The sequence below is a fragment of the Rhodococcus sp. NPDC079359 genome (assembly GCF_040702585.1).
Lineage (GTDB): Bacteria > Actinomycetota > Actinomycetes > Mycobacteriales > Mycobacteriaceae > Rhodococcoides.
On record NZ_JBFBLH010000002.1, the window covers coordinates 193741 to 210489 of the forward strand.

General features: G+C 64.7%; 16 protein-coding genes. 11 read left to right on the plus strand and 5 right to left on the minus strand.

What is annotated here, in order from left to right:
* Window positions 1–5: 5 nt before the first annotated feature.
* The gene (locus AB0362_RS05575) at window positions 6–1211 is read right to left on the minus strand and encodes a CoA transferase (protein ID WP_366235106.1); all 1206 of its coding nucleotides are present in this window, start codon (window positions 1209–1211) and stop codon (window positions 6–8) included.
* Complete coding sequence (locus AB0362_RS05580; RefSeq protein ID WP_366235107.1) at window positions 1208–1873, minus strand: GntR family transcriptional regulator; 666 nt, start codon at window positions 1871–1873, stop codon at window positions 1208–1210. Before AB0362_RS05580 ends, AB0362_RS05575 begins: the two co-directional genes overlap by 4 nt.
* A 137-nt stretch (window positions 1874–2010) precedes the next feature.
* On the opposite strand from AB0362_RS05580, the gene AB0362_RS05585 reads away from it, so the two are divergent.
* Window positions 2011–2907 carry a hydroxymethylglutaryl-CoA lyase gene (locus AB0362_RS05585; protein ID WP_366235108.1) on the plus strand — a complete coding sequence of 299 codons (897 nt, stop codon included), beginning with the start codon at window positions 2011–2013 and terminating at the stop codon, window positions 2905–2907.
* 181 nt (window positions 2908–3088) lie between these two features.
* Window positions 3089–3739, plus strand: coding sequence for an LppP/LprE family lipoprotein (locus AB0362_RS05590; RefSeq protein ID WP_366235109.1), 651 nt, complete (start codon window positions 3089–3091; stop codon window positions 3737–3739).
* Window positions 3740–3852: 113 nt separating this feature from the next.
* Here the strand turns inward: AB0362_RS05590 and AB0362_RS05595 are convergent, their stop codons facing one another.
* Entirely contained in the window at window positions 3853–4713 is an 861-nt protein-coding gene (locus AB0362_RS05595) for a class I SAM-dependent methyltransferase (protein WP_366235110.1), read from the minus strand.
* A gap of 63 nt (window positions 4714–4776) precedes the next feature.
* Between AB0362_RS05595 and AB0362_RS05600 the strand changes: the two genes are divergently transcribed.
* From AB0362_RS05600 to AB0362_RS05610, 3 genes are read left to right on the plus strand one after another with little or no spacing between them, the layout of a single operon-like run.
* Window positions 4777–5589, plus strand: coding sequence for a class I SAM-dependent methyltransferase (locus AB0362_RS05600; protein WP_366235111.1), 813 nt, complete (start codon window positions 4777–4779; stop codon window positions 5587–5589).
* Complete coding sequence (locus AB0362_RS05605) at window positions 5580–6554, plus strand: phytanoyl-CoA dioxygenase family protein (RefSeq protein WP_366235112.1); 975 nt, start codon at window positions 5580–5582, stop codon at window positions 6552–6554. The genes AB0362_RS05600 and AB0362_RS05605 overlap by 10 nt, the downstream gene beginning before the upstream one ends.
* A gap of 37 nt (window positions 6555–6591) precedes the next feature.
* A complete protein-coding gene (locus tag AB0362_RS05610; RefSeq protein WP_366235113.1) occupies window positions 6592–7860 on the plus strand; it encodes an alpha/beta hydrolase in 1269 nt (422 codons plus the stop codon).
* Window positions 7861–7869: 9 nt separating this feature from the next.
* On the opposite strand, the gene cynS is transcribed toward AB0362_RS05610, so the two are convergent.
* Window positions 7870–8319 (minus strand): cyanase, encoded by a 450-nt coding sequence (cynS, locus tag AB0362_RS05615; protein WP_366235114.1) that lies wholly within the window; start codon window positions 8317–8319, stop codon window positions 7870–7872.
* Window positions 8320–8489: 170 nt separating this feature from the next.
* Between cynS and AB0362_RS05620 the strand changes: the two genes are divergently transcribed.
* The gene (locus tag AB0362_RS05620) at window positions 8490–9404 is read left to right on the plus strand and encodes an aldo/keto reductase (RefSeq protein ID WP_366235115.1); all 915 of its coding nucleotides are present in this window, start codon (window positions 8490–8492) and stop codon (window positions 9402–9404) included.
* A gap of 50 nt (window positions 9405–9454) precedes the next feature.
* On the opposite strand, the gene AB0362_RS05625 is transcribed toward AB0362_RS05620, so the two are convergent.
* Entirely contained in the window at window positions 9455–10144 is a 690-nt protein-coding gene (locus AB0362_RS05625; RefSeq protein ID WP_366235116.1) for an SDR family NAD(P)-dependent oxidoreductase, read from the minus strand.
* Between the two features lie 140 nt (window positions 10145–10284).
* On the opposite strand from AB0362_RS05625, the gene AB0362_RS05630 reads away from it, so the two are divergent.
* The 5 genes from AB0362_RS05630 (at window position 10285) to AB0362_RS05650 (ending at window position 16749) form a co-directional block, all read left to right on the plus strand.
* Window positions 10285–11184, plus strand: coding sequence for a LysR family transcriptional regulator (locus AB0362_RS05630; RefSeq protein ID WP_094632868.1), 900 nt, complete (start codon window positions 10285–10287; stop codon window positions 11182–11184).
* A gap of 164 nt (window positions 11185–11348) precedes the next feature.
* On the plus strand, window positions 11349–12716 hold the full coding sequence (locus AB0362_RS05635; RefSeq protein WP_094632867.1) for an MFS transporter: 1368 nt from the start codon (window positions 11349–11351) through the stop codon (window positions 12714–12716).
* A gap of 52 nt (window positions 12717–12768) precedes the next feature.
* On the plus strand, window positions 12769–13638 hold the full coding sequence (locus AB0362_RS05640) for a shikimate dehydrogenase (protein ID WP_366235117.1): 870 nt from the start codon (window positions 12769–12771) through the stop codon (window positions 13636–13638).
* Between the two features lie 11 nt (window positions 13639–13649).
* Window positions 13650–15608, plus strand: coding sequence for an FAD-dependent oxidoreductase (locus AB0362_RS05645; protein ID WP_366235118.1), 1959 nt, complete (start codon window positions 13650–13652; stop codon window positions 15606–15608).
* Between the two features lie 55 nt (window positions 15609–15663).
* Complete coding sequence (locus AB0362_RS05650) at window positions 15664–16749, plus strand: Gfo/Idh/MocA family oxidoreductase (RefSeq protein WP_366235119.1); 1086 nt, start codon at window positions 15664–15666, stop codon at window positions 16747–16749.

Consider the following 16749-nt stretch of genomic DNA (forward strand, 5'->3'; position numbering starts at 1 on the left):
CGAGCTCAGATGATGCCGCGGTCGACGAGCGCAGCCCGTTCGGCCTCGGTGAGACCGAGAAGCGATCCGTAGATGTCCGAGTTGTGTTCTCCCAGTTCAGGTCCTGCATGCCGGACGGCTCCGGGGCTGTCGCTCAGCTTGGGCACGACACCCGCCATCGGGATCTCGCCGAAATCGGGATGAGCCAGACGCACGATGGCCTCGCGAGCCGCGAAATGCGGATCGTCGAACATATCGCGAGCGGTGTAGATGCGGCCGGCGGGAACACCGGCTTCGTGGAGGATGTCGAGAACCTCGTCGGTTCCCAGATCTGCGGTCCACGCCGAGATGACGTCGTCCAGTTCGGCCATGTTCACTCCGCGTGACGCGTGGTCGACGTACCGGGGATCGGATACGAGATCGGCCCGACCCATGGCGGTGACCAAACGGGCGTATACCGAATCCTGGTTCGCAGCAACCAGAATCATCTCGCCGCCCTTCGTGGGGTAGACATTGCTCGGCGCGATGTTCGGCAGCACCGAACCGGTGCGTTCGCGCTGGTAGCCGCCGATCTCGTATTCCGGGAGCAATGATTCCATCATCGCGAGCACGGCCTCGTAGATCGCCGAATCCACCAGTTGCCCACGCCCCGTTCGCTCCCGGTGGTGCACGGCCGTCAGGACGCCGATCGTCGCGAACACCGCGGCCAGGGAGTCGCCGAGCGAGATTCCGGCCCGAGAGGGTGGCAGATCCGGATTTCCCGTCACGTATCTGATTCCGCCCATCGCCTCACCGATCGAGCCGAACCCGGCACGGGGAGAGTAGGGCCCGTCCTGGCCGTAGCCGGTGACTCTGGCCATGATCAGGCGTGGGTCCAGTGTGCGCAGATCCTCGTACCCGAGCCCCCATCGCTCGAGGGTGCCGGGGCGGAAGTTCTCGACGACGATGTCCGACTTACCGATGATGTTGCGCGCCAACGCTTGTCCTTCTTCGGTGCGGAGGTTGCATGTCACCGACTTCTTGTTCCGCGCCACCACCGGCCACCACAGCGACTTGCCGTGGGGCTTTTCCCGACCCCATTGCCGCATCGGGTCACCCTTGCCCGGCGGCTCCAGCTTGATCACCTCGGCTCCGAAATCTGCGAGGAGCTGTCCGCAGAACGGTCCTGCCAACAACTGACCCATCTCGACTACTCGCAGGTCGGACAACGGCCCTGTTGCGGCCTCGCTCATTCGGACTCCTTGGCTTCGTCGGGCGTGAGAGATTGCAGTAGAACGTGTTTCGCAGCGCGGACGTGCGCCCGCATGACCGAGTCGGCCCAGATCTCGTCTCCGCTTCTCAACGCGGCCACCAGATCTCGATGGTGTGCGTGACTGCGGGAGAGATCGGCAGGCGAGTAGCGATGAAAGGTGCGCATCACGAGGGGGAGTTGGATGACCGCGCTCAACATCGTCAGCAGGCGCGTGCTGGCGGCGGCGGTACGCACGATGGCATGGAACTCGTCGTTCAACTGCGCCATCAGGTCGAGCCTCTGGCCGGCGTCTCCGGCCGCCGACGATTCCATGAGATCGCAGAGTTCGCTCAGCCGGTCGAGGTCCTTCTCCTCGATCCGACGAGCAGCGCGAGCAGCAGCCATGGCCTCCAGCGTCATACGGAGGTCGTAGATCTCCTCGAGATCGTCTGCCGTCCAGGTGTACACACGAGCTCCGCGATGCGGAACCACCTCGACGAGCCCCTCCATCTCCAGCTGCCGCAGGGCCTCACGAACGGGCGTCCGACTGGTCTCGGTCAGCTCGGCGATATCGACCTCACCCAGCCTGGCACCGGGCGCGTACGTGCCCGCAATGATCCCGTCCCGGAGGTGGGAATACACACGATCCACGGCTCTGGCCACTGAAGGCCTCCGATCGAAGATGGGCTGGTTGTTCACAACTTAGGACCATCCCCACCTCCTGTCCACGAGAATCGCAAATTTTCCCCGAAAGAAACACAGGTGTTGCATACAACGAGAGCGGAGAGAAGGATCGAAGGATGACGTCTGTGCAACTTGTCGAGGTAGGCCCGCGTGATGGATTGCAGAACGAGAAGACTGCATTGTCGGTGGATCAGAAGATCGAGTTGATCGCCCGAAGCGTTGCCGCGGGAGCGAGGCGAATCGAAGCGGTCAGCTTCGTGAACCCTCGCCGGGTGCCACAGATGGCCGGGGCCGAGGAGGTGATGGCCGGGATCGAACGACGCGACGACGTGTCCTACATCGGCCTCGTGCTGAATCGCCGCGGACTCGACAGAGCGATCGACGCACGCGTGGACGAGGTCAACGTGGTGGTCGTCGCATCCGAGGAGTTCAGCCGGCGAAATCAGAATTGCTCAGTCGCAGAGGCAGTGTCGACTGCGCGCGATGTCATTCGAGACGCTGGATCCGCGGGCTTGGCCACCACCGTCACCATCGCGGCGGCGTTCGGTTGTCCGTTCAGCGGAGAAGTCGATCCTGGTTACGTGGGCGAGATTCTCGCGCAGTTCTCCGACGACCGACCGTCGGAAATCGCCTTGGCGGACACCATCGGCGTCGGTGTGCCGGCGCAGGTCCGCGTGTTGGCCGACATTGCGAGTACACGAGCACCGGGAATCCCACAGCGCTGGCACTTCCACAACACGCGGAACACGGGCTACGCCAATGCGTTGACTGCTCTCGAGACGGGTGCGCGAGCGTTGGATGCCAGTATCGGCGGCTTCGGGGGTTGCCCGTTCGCCCCCGCGGCAACGGGCAACATAGCGTCCGAGGACCTGATCTATGCACTTGATCGATCCGGAGTCGAAACCGTTGTGCGCCAACAGGTTCTGGTCGATGCCGCGGCGTGGCTCGGGAATGCACTGGGCAAACAGGTGCCCGCCCTACTCGGACGGGCCGGGGGCTTCCCCGGCGGGTGACGCTGCCTGTCGTCGAATCGCGACCATTTCGTTACTTGCGGTGAGGTAACGAACTCTGTCGCTGATCCGACATCCTCCACAACGGACCGACCGGTTCGGAATCCTGCACCGACTCTTCAGGTCGAAATCCACAGGGGGACAGATGGCCGCTCGCTCGAAGACCTCATGCACCGTGATCGCATTGACGGCACTCCTCGCCGCGGCGTGTGGAAGCGAAGACGCGGCCGTCACCTCCGCGCCGCCGTCGAGTTCGGCACCCATCTCGGCCCCGGCGTCGAGCAGTTCCTCCCCGCCGAATCCTGGTGCAGAAGCACTCACACCGGCTCCCGAGGCACCGGCACCGGTCGACGCCGCCGATTCGGCCCCCGAGTCCGCAGACGGTGCGGGCTCTCCCCCTCCCAACGAGCGGGTGGTGCCGTGCGTCGATCCGTCGTCTCCCGTGGTTCAGGACGCGATCGCCGGACTGTGGGCTCCGATCGAGACCGGGTGGACGGTCATCGATCACACGCCGGGTACCAGCGCCGAAGGTTGCCCGACCATCTCGTGGGCACTCGCGAGAGACACCACCACCGGGAACGGAACCTACTACTCGCACGTGATGTTCTTCCACAGCAGCGGGCGCTACATCGGCCAAGCGTCGGGCAAGCCGTACAGCTACACAACCGTCGTCGGGGCCACCGACACGAGCGTCGACGTGCGATACAACTGGTTGGCAGACGGCGACTCCTTCTGTTGCCCGACGGGCGGACCGTCGGTGATGACATTCGAGTACGACGGCACCGTGATGAATCCTCGAGGCGATACCGGCCACTTCCCGCCGCCGACGGCGTAGAACCCGATTCACGCTGGCACCGTTCACCGGATCGGCTCCTGGCTTTCGCGACTTACGCCTCCGATCGGCGTCGGATATCCGGGTCCGGGGAGCTGATTCGCGGCGACGATCTCTCAACGACGGGTCGCGGCTAACACGTCGACCGGGTGGGGCACCCGAGGCCTGCCATCGGCACCGGGCACCGAGACCGCGTCGAGGTAGGCACGTACAGGCCCATGCAACTCGGGCGTCAGCCGGGCCTGCACCGCGAAGTCCAGCACCTCGTCGGTCGCGGTGGAGAGGTCGACCATCGCGTCCAGGGTGACCGTGTCGTCGAGGGCAATCCCGTTGTCCACGAACGCTTTGTCGACGTCGGCGCTGAACCACTGCCGGTGGCCCTCGAGCGGCGGGGCGAGCACACCGACCAGAGCGTTGAGCGCGGCCGACGGTGCAACGGCCACCCACAGCTCGCCGCCGGGTCGCAGCAGGTCGAGCGCGCCGCGCAGGGTTGCTCCCACGTCGGCGACGTAGTACATCGAGTGCACGAACATCACGACGTCGAAAGTCTCGTCCACCGGGACGTCGTCGAACGACGCGACGTACGCATCGGCGTCGAGCTCCTCGGCCGTCAGAGCGGCCATCTTGGCGGCGAACAACGCTGCGCTGCCGGGCCAGGGGTCGATGCCGACGTACCGCACCGGTCGGCCGGGCACCTGCTGCATCAGCCCCGCGGCGAGGCGGACGTCCAGGGAGCCGTCGCCGCAGCCCACCGACAGTACCGAGATCGGTCCGTCGCCCATCCCTACAAGCCGGCCGGCGAGGTGTTCGGCGATCAGGCCGCGCTGGTCGGAGAGGAGCTCGAAGGCGGCGTGCCCACGAGCGTAGGAGCCAGGCTCGAGACCGGCGAGGGCCGCTGCGCCGCGCCGCCCCGCCCGCAACCCGTCGAGAAGCACGGCTGCGGTGTCGGTCGACGAAGTCGGAGCTATGTTGGACATTGGACCGAGTCAACCACGACGCCCCATCCGGTGCATCGAGGTCGGCTTCCTAGGAGGAATCGCGTGAGCAGCGGAGACACAGCCGATCGCAGTCTCGAGCACTGGAGCGAGGCCGGACGCCGGGGCATGGAAGCGTTCTACGCGCTGGCCACCGAGGACTACCACCAGCTCGCGTTGGCAGCCGATTGGCCCGCCCTGCTCGCCGAGCACGCGCACGAGGGCTGGTCGCTGCTCGACGTGGCCTGCGGCAGCGGCAAGTTCCCCACCGCACTGCGCCGCTACACCGATCTGTCGGCGGTGCCCGAGCTGGCCTACGACCTGCTCGACCCGTCTGCGTTCTCGGTGGCCGAGGCGCGTGGTGCGCTCGGCGCTCCGTTCGTGCCTCGGGAGGACTTGGTGATGACTCTGCAGGACCTACCCGCCGATCGGAGCGGGTACGACATCGTGTGGGCCACCCACGCGCTGTACGCCCTCCCGCCGGCCGAGTTGGACAGCGCGGCCGAGCGGTTCGTGGCTGCGCTGGCCCCCGGCGGCCTCGGTTTGGTCGCGCAGGCCACGGCGAGCTCCCACTACCTGGCGTTCTACGACGCGTTTCGCGCCGGCGTGCGTGACGCGACCCCGTACACGACGGCCGAGCAGGTGCGCGACGCGCTGATTCGAGCCGGCGCGGATGTGCGTGACCAGCGCGTCACGTACACCATCGGGACATCCGATCGTGTTGTCGCCGAGGGCTTTCTGCAGCGCTGCGCCTTCGACGACTCCGTGTCGCTGGAGGAGATGGAGGCAGCACCGGTGCTGGGCGACTACCTAGCCTCCTGTCGCGACGCGTCGGGTTCCTACACCTTCTCGCACGAGGCGGCCCTGCTGTGGCTCTGACGAACGACAGGCTCCCCGAGCAGAACCGCGACGGCGGCATCGATCAGGACTGGGCAGGCAACGATCAGGACTGGTGGGACTGGTACGTCACGCTGGCCGCCAACGACACCGCACCCGCCGAATTGGTCGACGGGCCGGGCCTACCCGACGTCGACGCGGCCACGGACGAGCAAATCGAGCGTGAGCTTGCCGAGCCGTACGACCTCTCCCCTGCTGCGGTCGAAGCCTTCACTCGCGATGCCTTCGTCCGGCTGCCCGCGGTGCTGTCGCCTGCCGTTGTCCGACGCCTCGCCGAACGCCTCGAGGAGCTACTACGCGCCGAGCACGGCGAGAACGTGTCCGGCCGGTTCACCGCGTTGGAGCAGATGTGGTTGCACGACGACCTGATGCGCGCGGTGGCGCTGTCGCCCCGGATCGGAGGGCTGGCGGCGGCGCTCTTGGGCGAACCGGCCGTGCGGCTCTACCACGACAACGCGCTGTCCAAGGAGCCCGGCTGCGGCCGCACACCGTGGCATCACGACGCGGAGCATTTCCCGCTGCAGACCACGCAGGCGGTCACCGCGTGGATGCCGATGTCGGCGATCCCCGGCCGCATGGGTCCGCTGTCGTTCGCACGTGGCCGAGATGTACTGAACGAGGTTGCGGACCTGGAGTTCGACAAGGTCGGCACGTCGTACGACGAGGCTGTCGCTCATCGCTTCGTCGACCGCGGTGTTGCGGTGGAGTCCGAGCCGTTCGCGGTCGGCGACGTGTCCTTCCATTCCGCGCTGTGCTTCCACACTGCGGGGCCGAACCGGACGACACAGCCACGCCGAGCTTTGGCCACCACCTACTTCGCCGACGGGGCTCGGGTTGTGGAGTCGCCGACGCTGATCAGCGGCACCTGGCGCGAATTCTTACCCGGCGTGGAGCCCGGTGGCCTCGCGGCCTCCGAACTCAACCCAGTAGTGGGCCGCCGAGACTGATCCGACGGGTTCAGTGGACATACGTACACTGGAAGCGGTGGGGACGAAAACTCAGCGCACACAGGAGTTGGGCGAACTCGGCGAGCTCGCCCTTCGAGAACTGGCGTCGGCCGCGGGTGGCGTTCGCGCAGTTCACTCGGCCATCGCGCGACGAACCTTCGCTGCCGTGCGACTCGGCGTCGGTCCCGCGGTTCTACCGACACAGCTGATGCACGACGCGATCGCCGCGGGCACCTACTCGAGCATCGTGGCCGCGTGCCGCGGCGCAGCCAAGGCTGTCGGCGCCTTGACCGACGGCAACGAAGCGACGGAGGACGACCACCGCCCGTCGCCGTCGCACACTGTCCTCGGGGCCCAGACCATCGCTGTGCTGCACGGCCTGATCGGCGACGACATGGAGCAGACCGCCCGGGTCCTCGCCTATCCGATGTCGATACGCGTCGACGGACGCCCGGTGCTCCCGAAGTACCGCGCTCTGGCTGCGGCGTTCCCCGACGCGGGAGCGCACCTGGTGCTGTTCTTGCACGGGCTCGTCGAGACCGAATCCGCGTGGCGGCTCGGTGGCCGGCCCACGTACGGGGAGCGGCTGGATTCCGAAGCCGACACCACTTCGATCTTCTTGCGTTACAACACCGGACGTCGCATCGCCGCGAACGGTGCCGAACTGTCGGACCTACTGGAAAAGCTCGTGACGGCATGGCCTGTCAGGGTGCACCGAATCACGTTGGTCGGCCATTCCATGGGAGGCCTGGTCTCGCGCAGCGCAGCTCATCACGCTGCCGAGACCGGCCGCCGGTGGGTGGACCTGTTGACGGACGTATTCACCCTGGGGACACCGCATCTGGGTGCGCCACTCGCACACGGCGTACATCTCGCCGTCGCGGCTCTGGCCCTCGCGCCCGAGACCCGGCCGTTCGCGAACCTCCTGGCGCGTCGCAGCGCCGGAATCCGCGACCTGGTCCACGGATCGATCACCGAGGCAGAGGGACATCCCAGCTACGCCGACGGATTCGACGTCGGAGCAGCCGCGGACATCTCGGTTCCGGAGGGGGTTCGGCATCATCACGCCTCCGCGGTCGTCACCGGAAACCCGCGACACCCGGTAGGGATCTTCGTCGGCGACGGCCTCGTCCGTACCGACAGCGCCGGCGGCCGGAACAAATTGCGCGACATAGGACTTCGTCCGGACGACGGTCTGGCGATCAACAGCGCGCATCACTTCACGTTGCTCAACGACGAGCGGGTGTACGGCTGGATGCGACGCGCATTGGCCGGCCCGCCTTCCGAATCGGCCACCTGGCCATAGATTTTCGGCCTATTCGGTCCATCGATAGTCGAGGAACTTCCCGTCGAACGTCACCACGACGCGATCTCCGTCCTCGTGCGGGCGTCGCTCGATGTTCATCGTGAAATTGATGGCACTCATGATGCCGTCGCCGAATTCCTCGGCGATCAGTTCTTTGAGCGCGGGTCCGTACACCTCCAGCGCCTCGTGGAATCGGTAGACCGTGGGGTCCGAAGAGATGTCGAGTGATCCGCGATAAGGAGCCAGGGTCAGCTCGAACAACGAGCCCTCGGCCATCCCGAGCTTCTCGGCGAGCACATCGGCATGAGCGACGCTGAGAGGATGCTGGCCGTAGAGTGCCGACACCGTCCAGGCCACCGGCATGTCGATGGCTTCTGCCAATGCGGCCCAACTCAATCCGGCACGCACACGTGCCAATCGAATCTCGCCGATCAACGGTTTACCTGCAAAGTCGGTCAACAGCTCTCTCCTTCGTGGTCGTCCTACAAGCGCACACCCGATTGGGCCTGGACTTCCAGTCTCAGCGGCATACAGCCGTCTCGCAACATCTGGCATCGACCACGTGCACGTTGTCCGATCACGGATATGGTGGCTGTTTCCGGCACGGACACAACGAAAGTACTGACGACATGACGCAACTCGGCCTCGGCCTTGCCGCACTCGGACGTCCCGAGTACCTGACGATCGGGCACTCGAAAGCTGTGGACGGGCGGTTTGATCCGGTTGCCCTGGAGCAGCTGTGCCACTCGGTACTCGACGCCGCGTGGGAGAGCGGAGTTCGACACTTCGACGCCGCTCGGTCCTACGGCCTGGCCGAGCGGTTCCTCGGCAGCTGGCTGTCTCGGCATCCGAATCGGCGCGAGCACCTTACGATCGGCTCGAAATGGGGCTACGCCTACGTCGCCGATTTCCAGCGGGGTGCCGCAGAACACGAGGTCAAAGAGCACTCGGTTGCACGCTTGGCCGAACAGTGGCCCCAAACCCTGCGCGATCTCGGCGGCGCGCCGGACCACTACCTGATTCACAGCGTCACCCCGGACAGTCCAGCTCTGAGCGACACTGCACTGCTCGACGATCTGCGCGCCATTGCCGACAGCGGCACCCGAATCGGCATCAGCACCAGCGGGCCGCATCAAGCCGACGTGGTGCACGCAGCGCTGGACATCGGAGTGTTCAGCTCGGTGCAGTCGACGTGGAACCCGCTCGAGCCGTCCGTCGGCCCCGCCCTGGAACGTGCACACGAGGCCGGCTGGTTCGTCGTCGTCAAAGAGGCGATGGCCAACGGCCGGCTGGTGGCAGAAGATTCCCCACTAGCCAGGGTCGCGGATTCCGCCGGGGTCGGTCGTGACGCAGTCGCACTGGCGATTGCACTCGCGCAACCGTGGGCCGATGTCGTGCTCTCCGGCGCGGCAACTGTGACGCAACTCGAGCAGAACATTGCCGCGCTGTCGATCGACCGCGAACTGATCACAGCGAGCGATCTGAAACTTGCGGAAGACCCGGAAGGTTATTGGGACAACCGATCACGAATGGCATGGACATGACAGCTCTGTAGAGCCTCCTCACGGGATCGAACAATTGACCGATCACAACCTCAGTAGGACGCTCGCCCACCGCTGATGTCGTAGACCGCGCCGGTGGAGAAGCTCAGTTCGTTCGACGCCAACCACGCAACGAGTTCGGCGATCTCCGCGGGCAGTCCCATGCGAGCCATAGGGGTCAGGCTTTGCGACCGCGCGAGAATCGCTGGGTCGGTGCCCGCGTTCATCGGACTCGATACCGCCGCAGGCGCAACCACATTGGCGAGCACGCCGGTGGTGGCTATCTCCTTGCCCAAAGATTTCGTCAGTGCGATCACAGCGGCCTTCGACGCGGAGTAAGCGCTTTGGAGCGGGTTTCCGTCCTTGGCTGCGATGCTGGCGAGGTTGATGATCCGTCCCCAACCGTTGCCCACCATGGCCGGAACGAACGCCTTGCACATCAAGAAGGTGCCGTCGACATTGATTCGGAATGTCCGACGCCACTCGTCCAGTTCCACATCCACGAGAGGGGCCGACGGCCCCACGACACCTGCACTGTTGATCAGGATGTCCACTCGTCCGATCTTGCTTCGCAGCTCATCCACCGCGCGTGCGTCGGACACATCGAGGAATTCGTCACCGCCGACAATATCGGCAGTAATTACCCGAACTCCCGAGTCCCTCAATCGTGTCGCGCAGGCTGCCCCGATTCCGCTGGCACCGCCCGTGATCAGCGCAGTGGCGTCGGCGGGGTAGGCAGTCATGGCGTGCTCCTTCGATCGAGTGGCAGCACCACATTCTCTATGTACATATGGCACATAAAATGTGATTCACTGTATTCTCAACGGACTATATGACGTGGAGCACAGTAGTCAACCTCCACCCTGACGACCGGAGAAATCTCGTGGAAATTCGCTGGCTCGAATCGTTCGTAGCCGTTGCCGAAGAACTTCACTTCGGCCGTGCCGCGCAACGACTACGAATGGCTCAATCTCCGTTGAGTCAGACAATCCGCAAACTCGAGAAAGATCTCGGGACAACCCTGTTCGACAGAAGCACACGAAGTGTGGAGCTGACTGCTGCCGGCCATGCGTTTCTCCCGCACGCACACCGAGTCCTCGAAGGTATCGAAACCGCTCGGCACGCGACGCGCGCATCCGAGGGAGGTGTGTACGGAAGAATCAGGATCGGCTTCACCGGCGTCCTCAACCATCGCGCGCTACCTCCGCTCACCCGAACGCTTCGCCAGCGCCATCCAGATATCGAACTGACCCTCGTCGGGCGGATCATGACTCGTGACGCAGTGAACCAAATCGAAAGTGGAGCTCTCGACCTGGCCTTCGTCGGCTTGCCCGTGACGTCGCCGTCGGTTACCACTCGACTCATCCGACGCGAACCGTTCGGCGCGGTACTGCCGTCCGATCACCGGCTGGCCGGCGAGGCGAAGATCGATCTGCGCGACCTGTCCGACGACGGGTTCGTCACCACACCGATCTCCGCAGGATCTTCACTGCAGGAAATTGCCATGCGGGCCTGCCTGGACGCCGGGTTCCGTCCGCAGATCGTTCAGGAGATCACCGACCCGTACATGATCTTGATGCTGGTGGCCGCGGGAGTGGGCGTCGCTCTGATGTCGGACGGCATTGCGGAGATTCTTCCCCCAGGCACTGTGTTCGTCCCGCTGACCGGTGAGCCGGTGTACATGCCACACGCGATTGCGTGGTCCAGCGCACCGCCGAGTCCCGCCATGGCGGTCGCGCTCCGGATCGCAGAGGAAATCTTGCCTACCCCGGTTCAAGACTGATCCAGTCTTTATCTCAGATTTTTTTAGTGTTGGACGCGGCATAGTCGGGCGTGACACTCTCGTTTCCTGTAGCCCGTTGTGAAGCACGTCATACCAACGACGTCCCAGCGAGCCCCGACCGTCACCGTCGCCGCCACGTGCAGCGCGAGAGAGAAGGAACTGTCATGGCAAGCAAATCCGCTTCTGCCACCGCCCATCCGAACAGGAATGCGCGGCGCGCGGCGGCCTCAGGCTTCCTCGGAAGTGCGCTCGAGTACTACGACTTCTTCATTTACGGCTCCGCCGCCGCGCTCGTGTTCCCCGCCATCTTCTTCACCGGCGGCGGACCGACCGCCACCCTGCTGTCGATCGGAACCCTCGGTGTCGCCTACATCGCACGGCCCCTCGGAGCGGTTCTGTGGGGCCACCTCGGTGATCGCTACGGCCGAAAGAACGCGTTGCTGGGCTGTCTGCTCATGATGGGCATCGCTACGGTTCTGGTCGGCTGCCTCCCCACATACGACACCATCGGAATCGCTGCACCGATCATCCTCGTCATTCTGCGACTGCTGCAGGGCCTGTCCGCCGGCGGCGAGTCACCGGGGTCCTCTGCATTGACGCTCGAACACGCACCAGCGCACCGTCGCGCATTCTTCACCTCGTTCACGATGAGCGGCATCATGTTCGGCATCGTCATCTCGAGCCTGGTGTTCATCCCCGTCGCAGCGCTACCCGACGAAGACCTCTATTCCTGGGGATGGCGTATACCGTTCCTGCTCAGCATCATCGTCACAGCCGTCGCGATCTGGCTGCGACGCAGCCTCGACGAGCCCGAAGTTTTCGAGGAACTCAAAGAGCAGGACGAGACCGCGGGTGTTCCCGTCGTCGAGATGTTCCGATCCCATTGGCGCACGGTCATCCGCATCAGCCTCAGCGCCAGCTTCGCGATGATCAACACGATCGTCAACGTCTTCGCTCTCGCCTACGCGGTGAACGTCGTCGGTTTCGAGCGCACCACGATGCTGCTCGCCATCGCGTCCGCAAATTTTGTCGCCGTCCTCACCCAGCCGCTCTACGGCATCCTTGCCGACCGCATCGGACGCAAACCGGTCTTCGTCGTCGGCGTCCTCGGCGCAGGTGCCATGGTGTTCGCGTTCTTCCATGCCATCGGCACCGGCAGCGTACCAATGGTTTTCGCTGCGGGCATCGTTCTGATCGGCGTCTTCTACGCCATGCCCAACGGCATCTACCCGGCATACTTTCCCGAGCAGTTTCCCGCCAAGGTTCGCTACACCGGTATGGCGGTGAGTCTCATGCTCGGCCTTCTCGCCGCCGGCTTCACCCCCGCCATCGCTCAGTCGATCACCTCCGGCGACACCAGCAACTGGGGACCGGTCGCCTGGATGTGCATGGGCTTCGCCGCTCTGGCTGCTGTCGCGGTTCTGACCGGACCCGAAACCTTCCGCACTCCCACCGAGGAGCTCGGCGAGAAGGCCACTGAGCAGGCGCAGGCAGGAAAGCCTGCCAAGCTGCTCGCGGACAACTCCGCCTGACCCGGAATTCCTCTCGCGCAGTTTCGGATTCGACACAATCGAAGGGCTCACCGTGTCCACGAACACGCACCATCACATCGGACTGATCGGCAGCGCGATTTCGACATCGCTCTCGCCCGACCTGCACAACCGCGAGGCCTCCCGTCTCGGCCTCGATGACTACAGCTACGAACTGATCGAACTCGACATGCAGGCGGATCCGAGCCGCTCTCTGCACGAGGCGATCTCGGCCGGCTACACCGGATTCAACGTAACCTACCCGTTCAAGCAAACGATCATCGATTCGTTGGACGAGTTGTCCGACGATGCCCAGATGCTCGGTGCCGTCAACACCATTGCCGTGCGTGACGGCAAATCCATCGGATTCAACACGGACCACACAGGATTCATGTCCGCGCTACGCACCGGACTCCCCGGAGCCGAGCTGGGCCGCGTGGCACTGATCGGAGCAGGCGGGGCCGGCTCTGCCGTCGCATTCGCTCTTGCGGCCGCAGGAGTGACGGACCTCCGAATCTGTGATGTCGACCGCAACCGCTCGCAGGAGTTGTGCACACGTCTCTCGCAGTCCATACCGACAGCGACGGCAACACCGTTCACACCCGACGCGATCGAATCGATTCTCGCGACATCGCACGGAGTGGTCAATGCCTCTCCGATCGGAATGACCGGCCATCCCGGCACCCCGTTCGACACGGCGGCTTTGCGTGCGTCCATGTGGGTGGCGGACATCGTCTACCGACCGATGCAGACCGAGCTCATCTCCGCCGCACGCGTCGCCGGATCCCCAGTGCTCGATGGCGGACGGATGCTCGTCGCCCAGGCCGCAGACACGTTTGCCCTCCTGACCGGGGCGGCCCCCGATCGAGAAAGAATGCGTCGACATCTCACCGAACTCGTTGCTGCGCAATCGATCGCAGCGTGAGAGGAACAACAGTGAGTACACTCCCCTCGTTCGCCCAGCCGCTTCGAATCGGCACACTCACCCTTCGAAACCGATTCGTCTCCGCGCCGATGGAGCGCAATTATTGCGAGATCGACGGCACCATGACCGATCGCTACATCGCCTACCTCGAACGCCGAGCCGCAGGCGGTGCGGCCCTGATCTTCACCGAGGCCAGCTACGTCCGCGCCGACGGTAAGGGACGCATCCGACAGATGGGCGTCGACGTCGACGAACGGATCCCCGGAATCAGAAAGATGGCCGATGCGCTTCATGCCCACGGAGCACTTGTCGGCGTCGAACTCAACCACGGCGGCCGGACTGCCCAAGGAAGTGTCAGCGGATTCACCCCCGTCGCCCCGTCTCCCGTTCCCTGCGCGGTCGTCGGCGGCGAGATGCCCGAACAGCTCGACGAGGACGATATCGAGCACATCATCGAATGCTTCGGTGACGCTGCCCGTCGATGCCGTCAAGCAGGGGTCGACGTCATCTCCCTGCACGGGGGACACGGCTACCTGATCCACCAATTCCTCTCCCCTGCTTACAATCTCCGCGACGACAAATGGGCCGAGCCCACATTGTTCGTCAACCGCGTCATCGACGCCGTTCGCGCAGCAGCTCCGGACGTGGCTCTCGGAATTCGGTTCTCTGCCTTCGAGGGAATCGACAACGGCCTCGACGCAGAGACCACGCGCACCAGAATCGACGCCATCGACACCGACCGCCTGGACTTCCTCGACGTCTCGGCAGGAAACTACGAGGCCGGCCAATGGATCATCCAGCCCGGCGAATGGAAGCGTGGACTTCTCGCTCCGTACGCGGAGCAGTACACCCGTGACTTCGAGATCCCCGTCGGTGTTGCAGGACGAATCAGTAGTCCCGAGGCCGCCGATGCGGTGATCTCCTCTGGCCAAGCGGATTTCGTGAGTATGGCACGCACCCTGCACGCCGATCCCGATTTCCCGAACCGCGTCCTTGCCGGCGAGCGGTATCGCCCGTGCATAGCGTGCAATTACTGCATCGATTCCCTTGCTGCGGGACCGATCCCATGTTCGGTCAACCCATGGGTCGGCCGGGAAATGGAACAACCGAGCCTGCGTGTATCCGACGCGTTCACTGCGGCGGTCGTCGGCGGTGGCCCCGCAGGCATGGCGGTGGCGCGTGAACTCGCTCTCGCCGGCCATCACGTCGATCTGTACGACGAAAGGACAACGCTCGGAGGCGACTTCGTACTCGCATCGGGCCTGCACGAGTACCCGGAGTACCGGCAGATCGTCCAGTGGTATCTCGACGAACTGGCCGATCTGGACGTCACCACCCACCTCGGCGAGACCGTCGAGGGGCTGATGCTGGCGGAGGGAGACTTCGATACGATCGTCCTCGCCACCGGAGGGCGCGGACCCACGATCGACCTTCCGGGTTCACACACCCGCCGAGTGCGCGACGTCCGTGAGTTCCTACTCGCAGCGGAACCACCGCCGCCCTCGATCACGATCTTCGGTGCCGACCGCGAAGCTGCAGCCGTCGCCGATGAGCTGTTGCAACACGGAACGCGTGTCGTCATGGTGGGACCACAGCAGCAGATCGCCCATGACGTCGGGCGGCGCGGCAAGATCGTGCTCCTTCCGCGCCTCGCATCGGCTGCCGGTCTGACCACGTACCTGTCGTCGATCATCACCGCCGTCGACCATGACCGAGTCGAGATCCGCACCGACGGACACGCCCGCTGGGTCGACGCACCCGGCGAGTTGCTCATCTCCCACGGCATCGAGCCCCGTGCGGATCTGCTGGACATCGCGAGATCTCTCGAGCCGCGTTTCGGAGTTCACACAGTCGGTGATGCAAGCGGCGACGGTGGTTCTATCCACGCTGCAGTCGTCACTGCCGCCGACGTGGCAGCCCGCATCACCGCCGACGCGGCTGCAGTCTCGCAGGACCACGTCGACGCATGACGCTGCCCCGCTTCACACCCGCCGCACGAGATCCCGAGAAAGAGGAGCACTACCGATGACACTGCGTATCGGCATTGTCGGATGCGGACGGATCGCGCGTAATCACGCCCGAGCGTTCCAACTGGTCGACGGCGTCGAGGTGGTCGGATGCTGCGACACCGATCTGGACCGTGCCCAGACGTTCGCCTCCGACCACGAGATTGCCGCCGGCGTGGGCAGTGTCGAGGAGTTGATCGGGATCGGGCTAGACGCGGTGACCGTCTGCACGCCACATCCTGTCCACGAACAGGTCGTCCTCACCGCAGCCGCTGCGGGACTACATGTGTTGTGCGAGAAACCGATAGCAGTGGACATCGCCGCGGCCGATCGGGTGATCGACGCGACCGACCGCTCTGGTGTCACGTTCGGCGTACTTTTCCAGCGACGATTCTGGCCCGCTGCCCGACGGATCAGAGCTGCCATCGACGACGGACGGCTAGGAGTTCCGAGGCTCGGGGAAGCCTCGGTCGTTCTGCATCGGCCCTCGGCGTACTACTCGACGGACGCATGGCGCGGCCGTTGGGACACCGACGGAGGAGGCGTACTCATGACCCAAGCGATCCACCAGATCGATATGCTGCAATGGTTCATGGGCGAGGCCGTTTCCGTCGCCGGTTTCATCCGCACCCACACTCACGGTGACCATATGGAGACCGAAGACTCCGCCTCCGCAGTCATCTCCTTCGCTTCCGGCGGGACGGCGACTGTCACTGCCACCACCGGTGCCAACCTCAACCTCGGCAACCGGGTAACCGTCGTCGGCAGTACCGGTGCCATAGCCAGCGTTCTCGAATTTCCGGAGGGCAGCGAAGGCGTGAACGAGCTGTGGACCGTTCCCGGTGAGGTATCGCTCGGCACCGTGTTCTCCGCGGATACCGAGGCCAACCTCGATGTCGACCAGGTCAACGCTGGACTCGCCGACTTTCATACTCTTCAGGTTCAGGACTTCGCCGAGGCGATCCTCACCGGGCGTCGCCCAGCCGTGACTGGTCGCGACGCCCGCGCCTCACTGGCGATAGTGGCCGGAATCTACGAGTCCTCGCGGACCGGCCGCGTCGTCGACCTCACTCCTACAACGACACTCGTCTCGGAAGGATCTTGA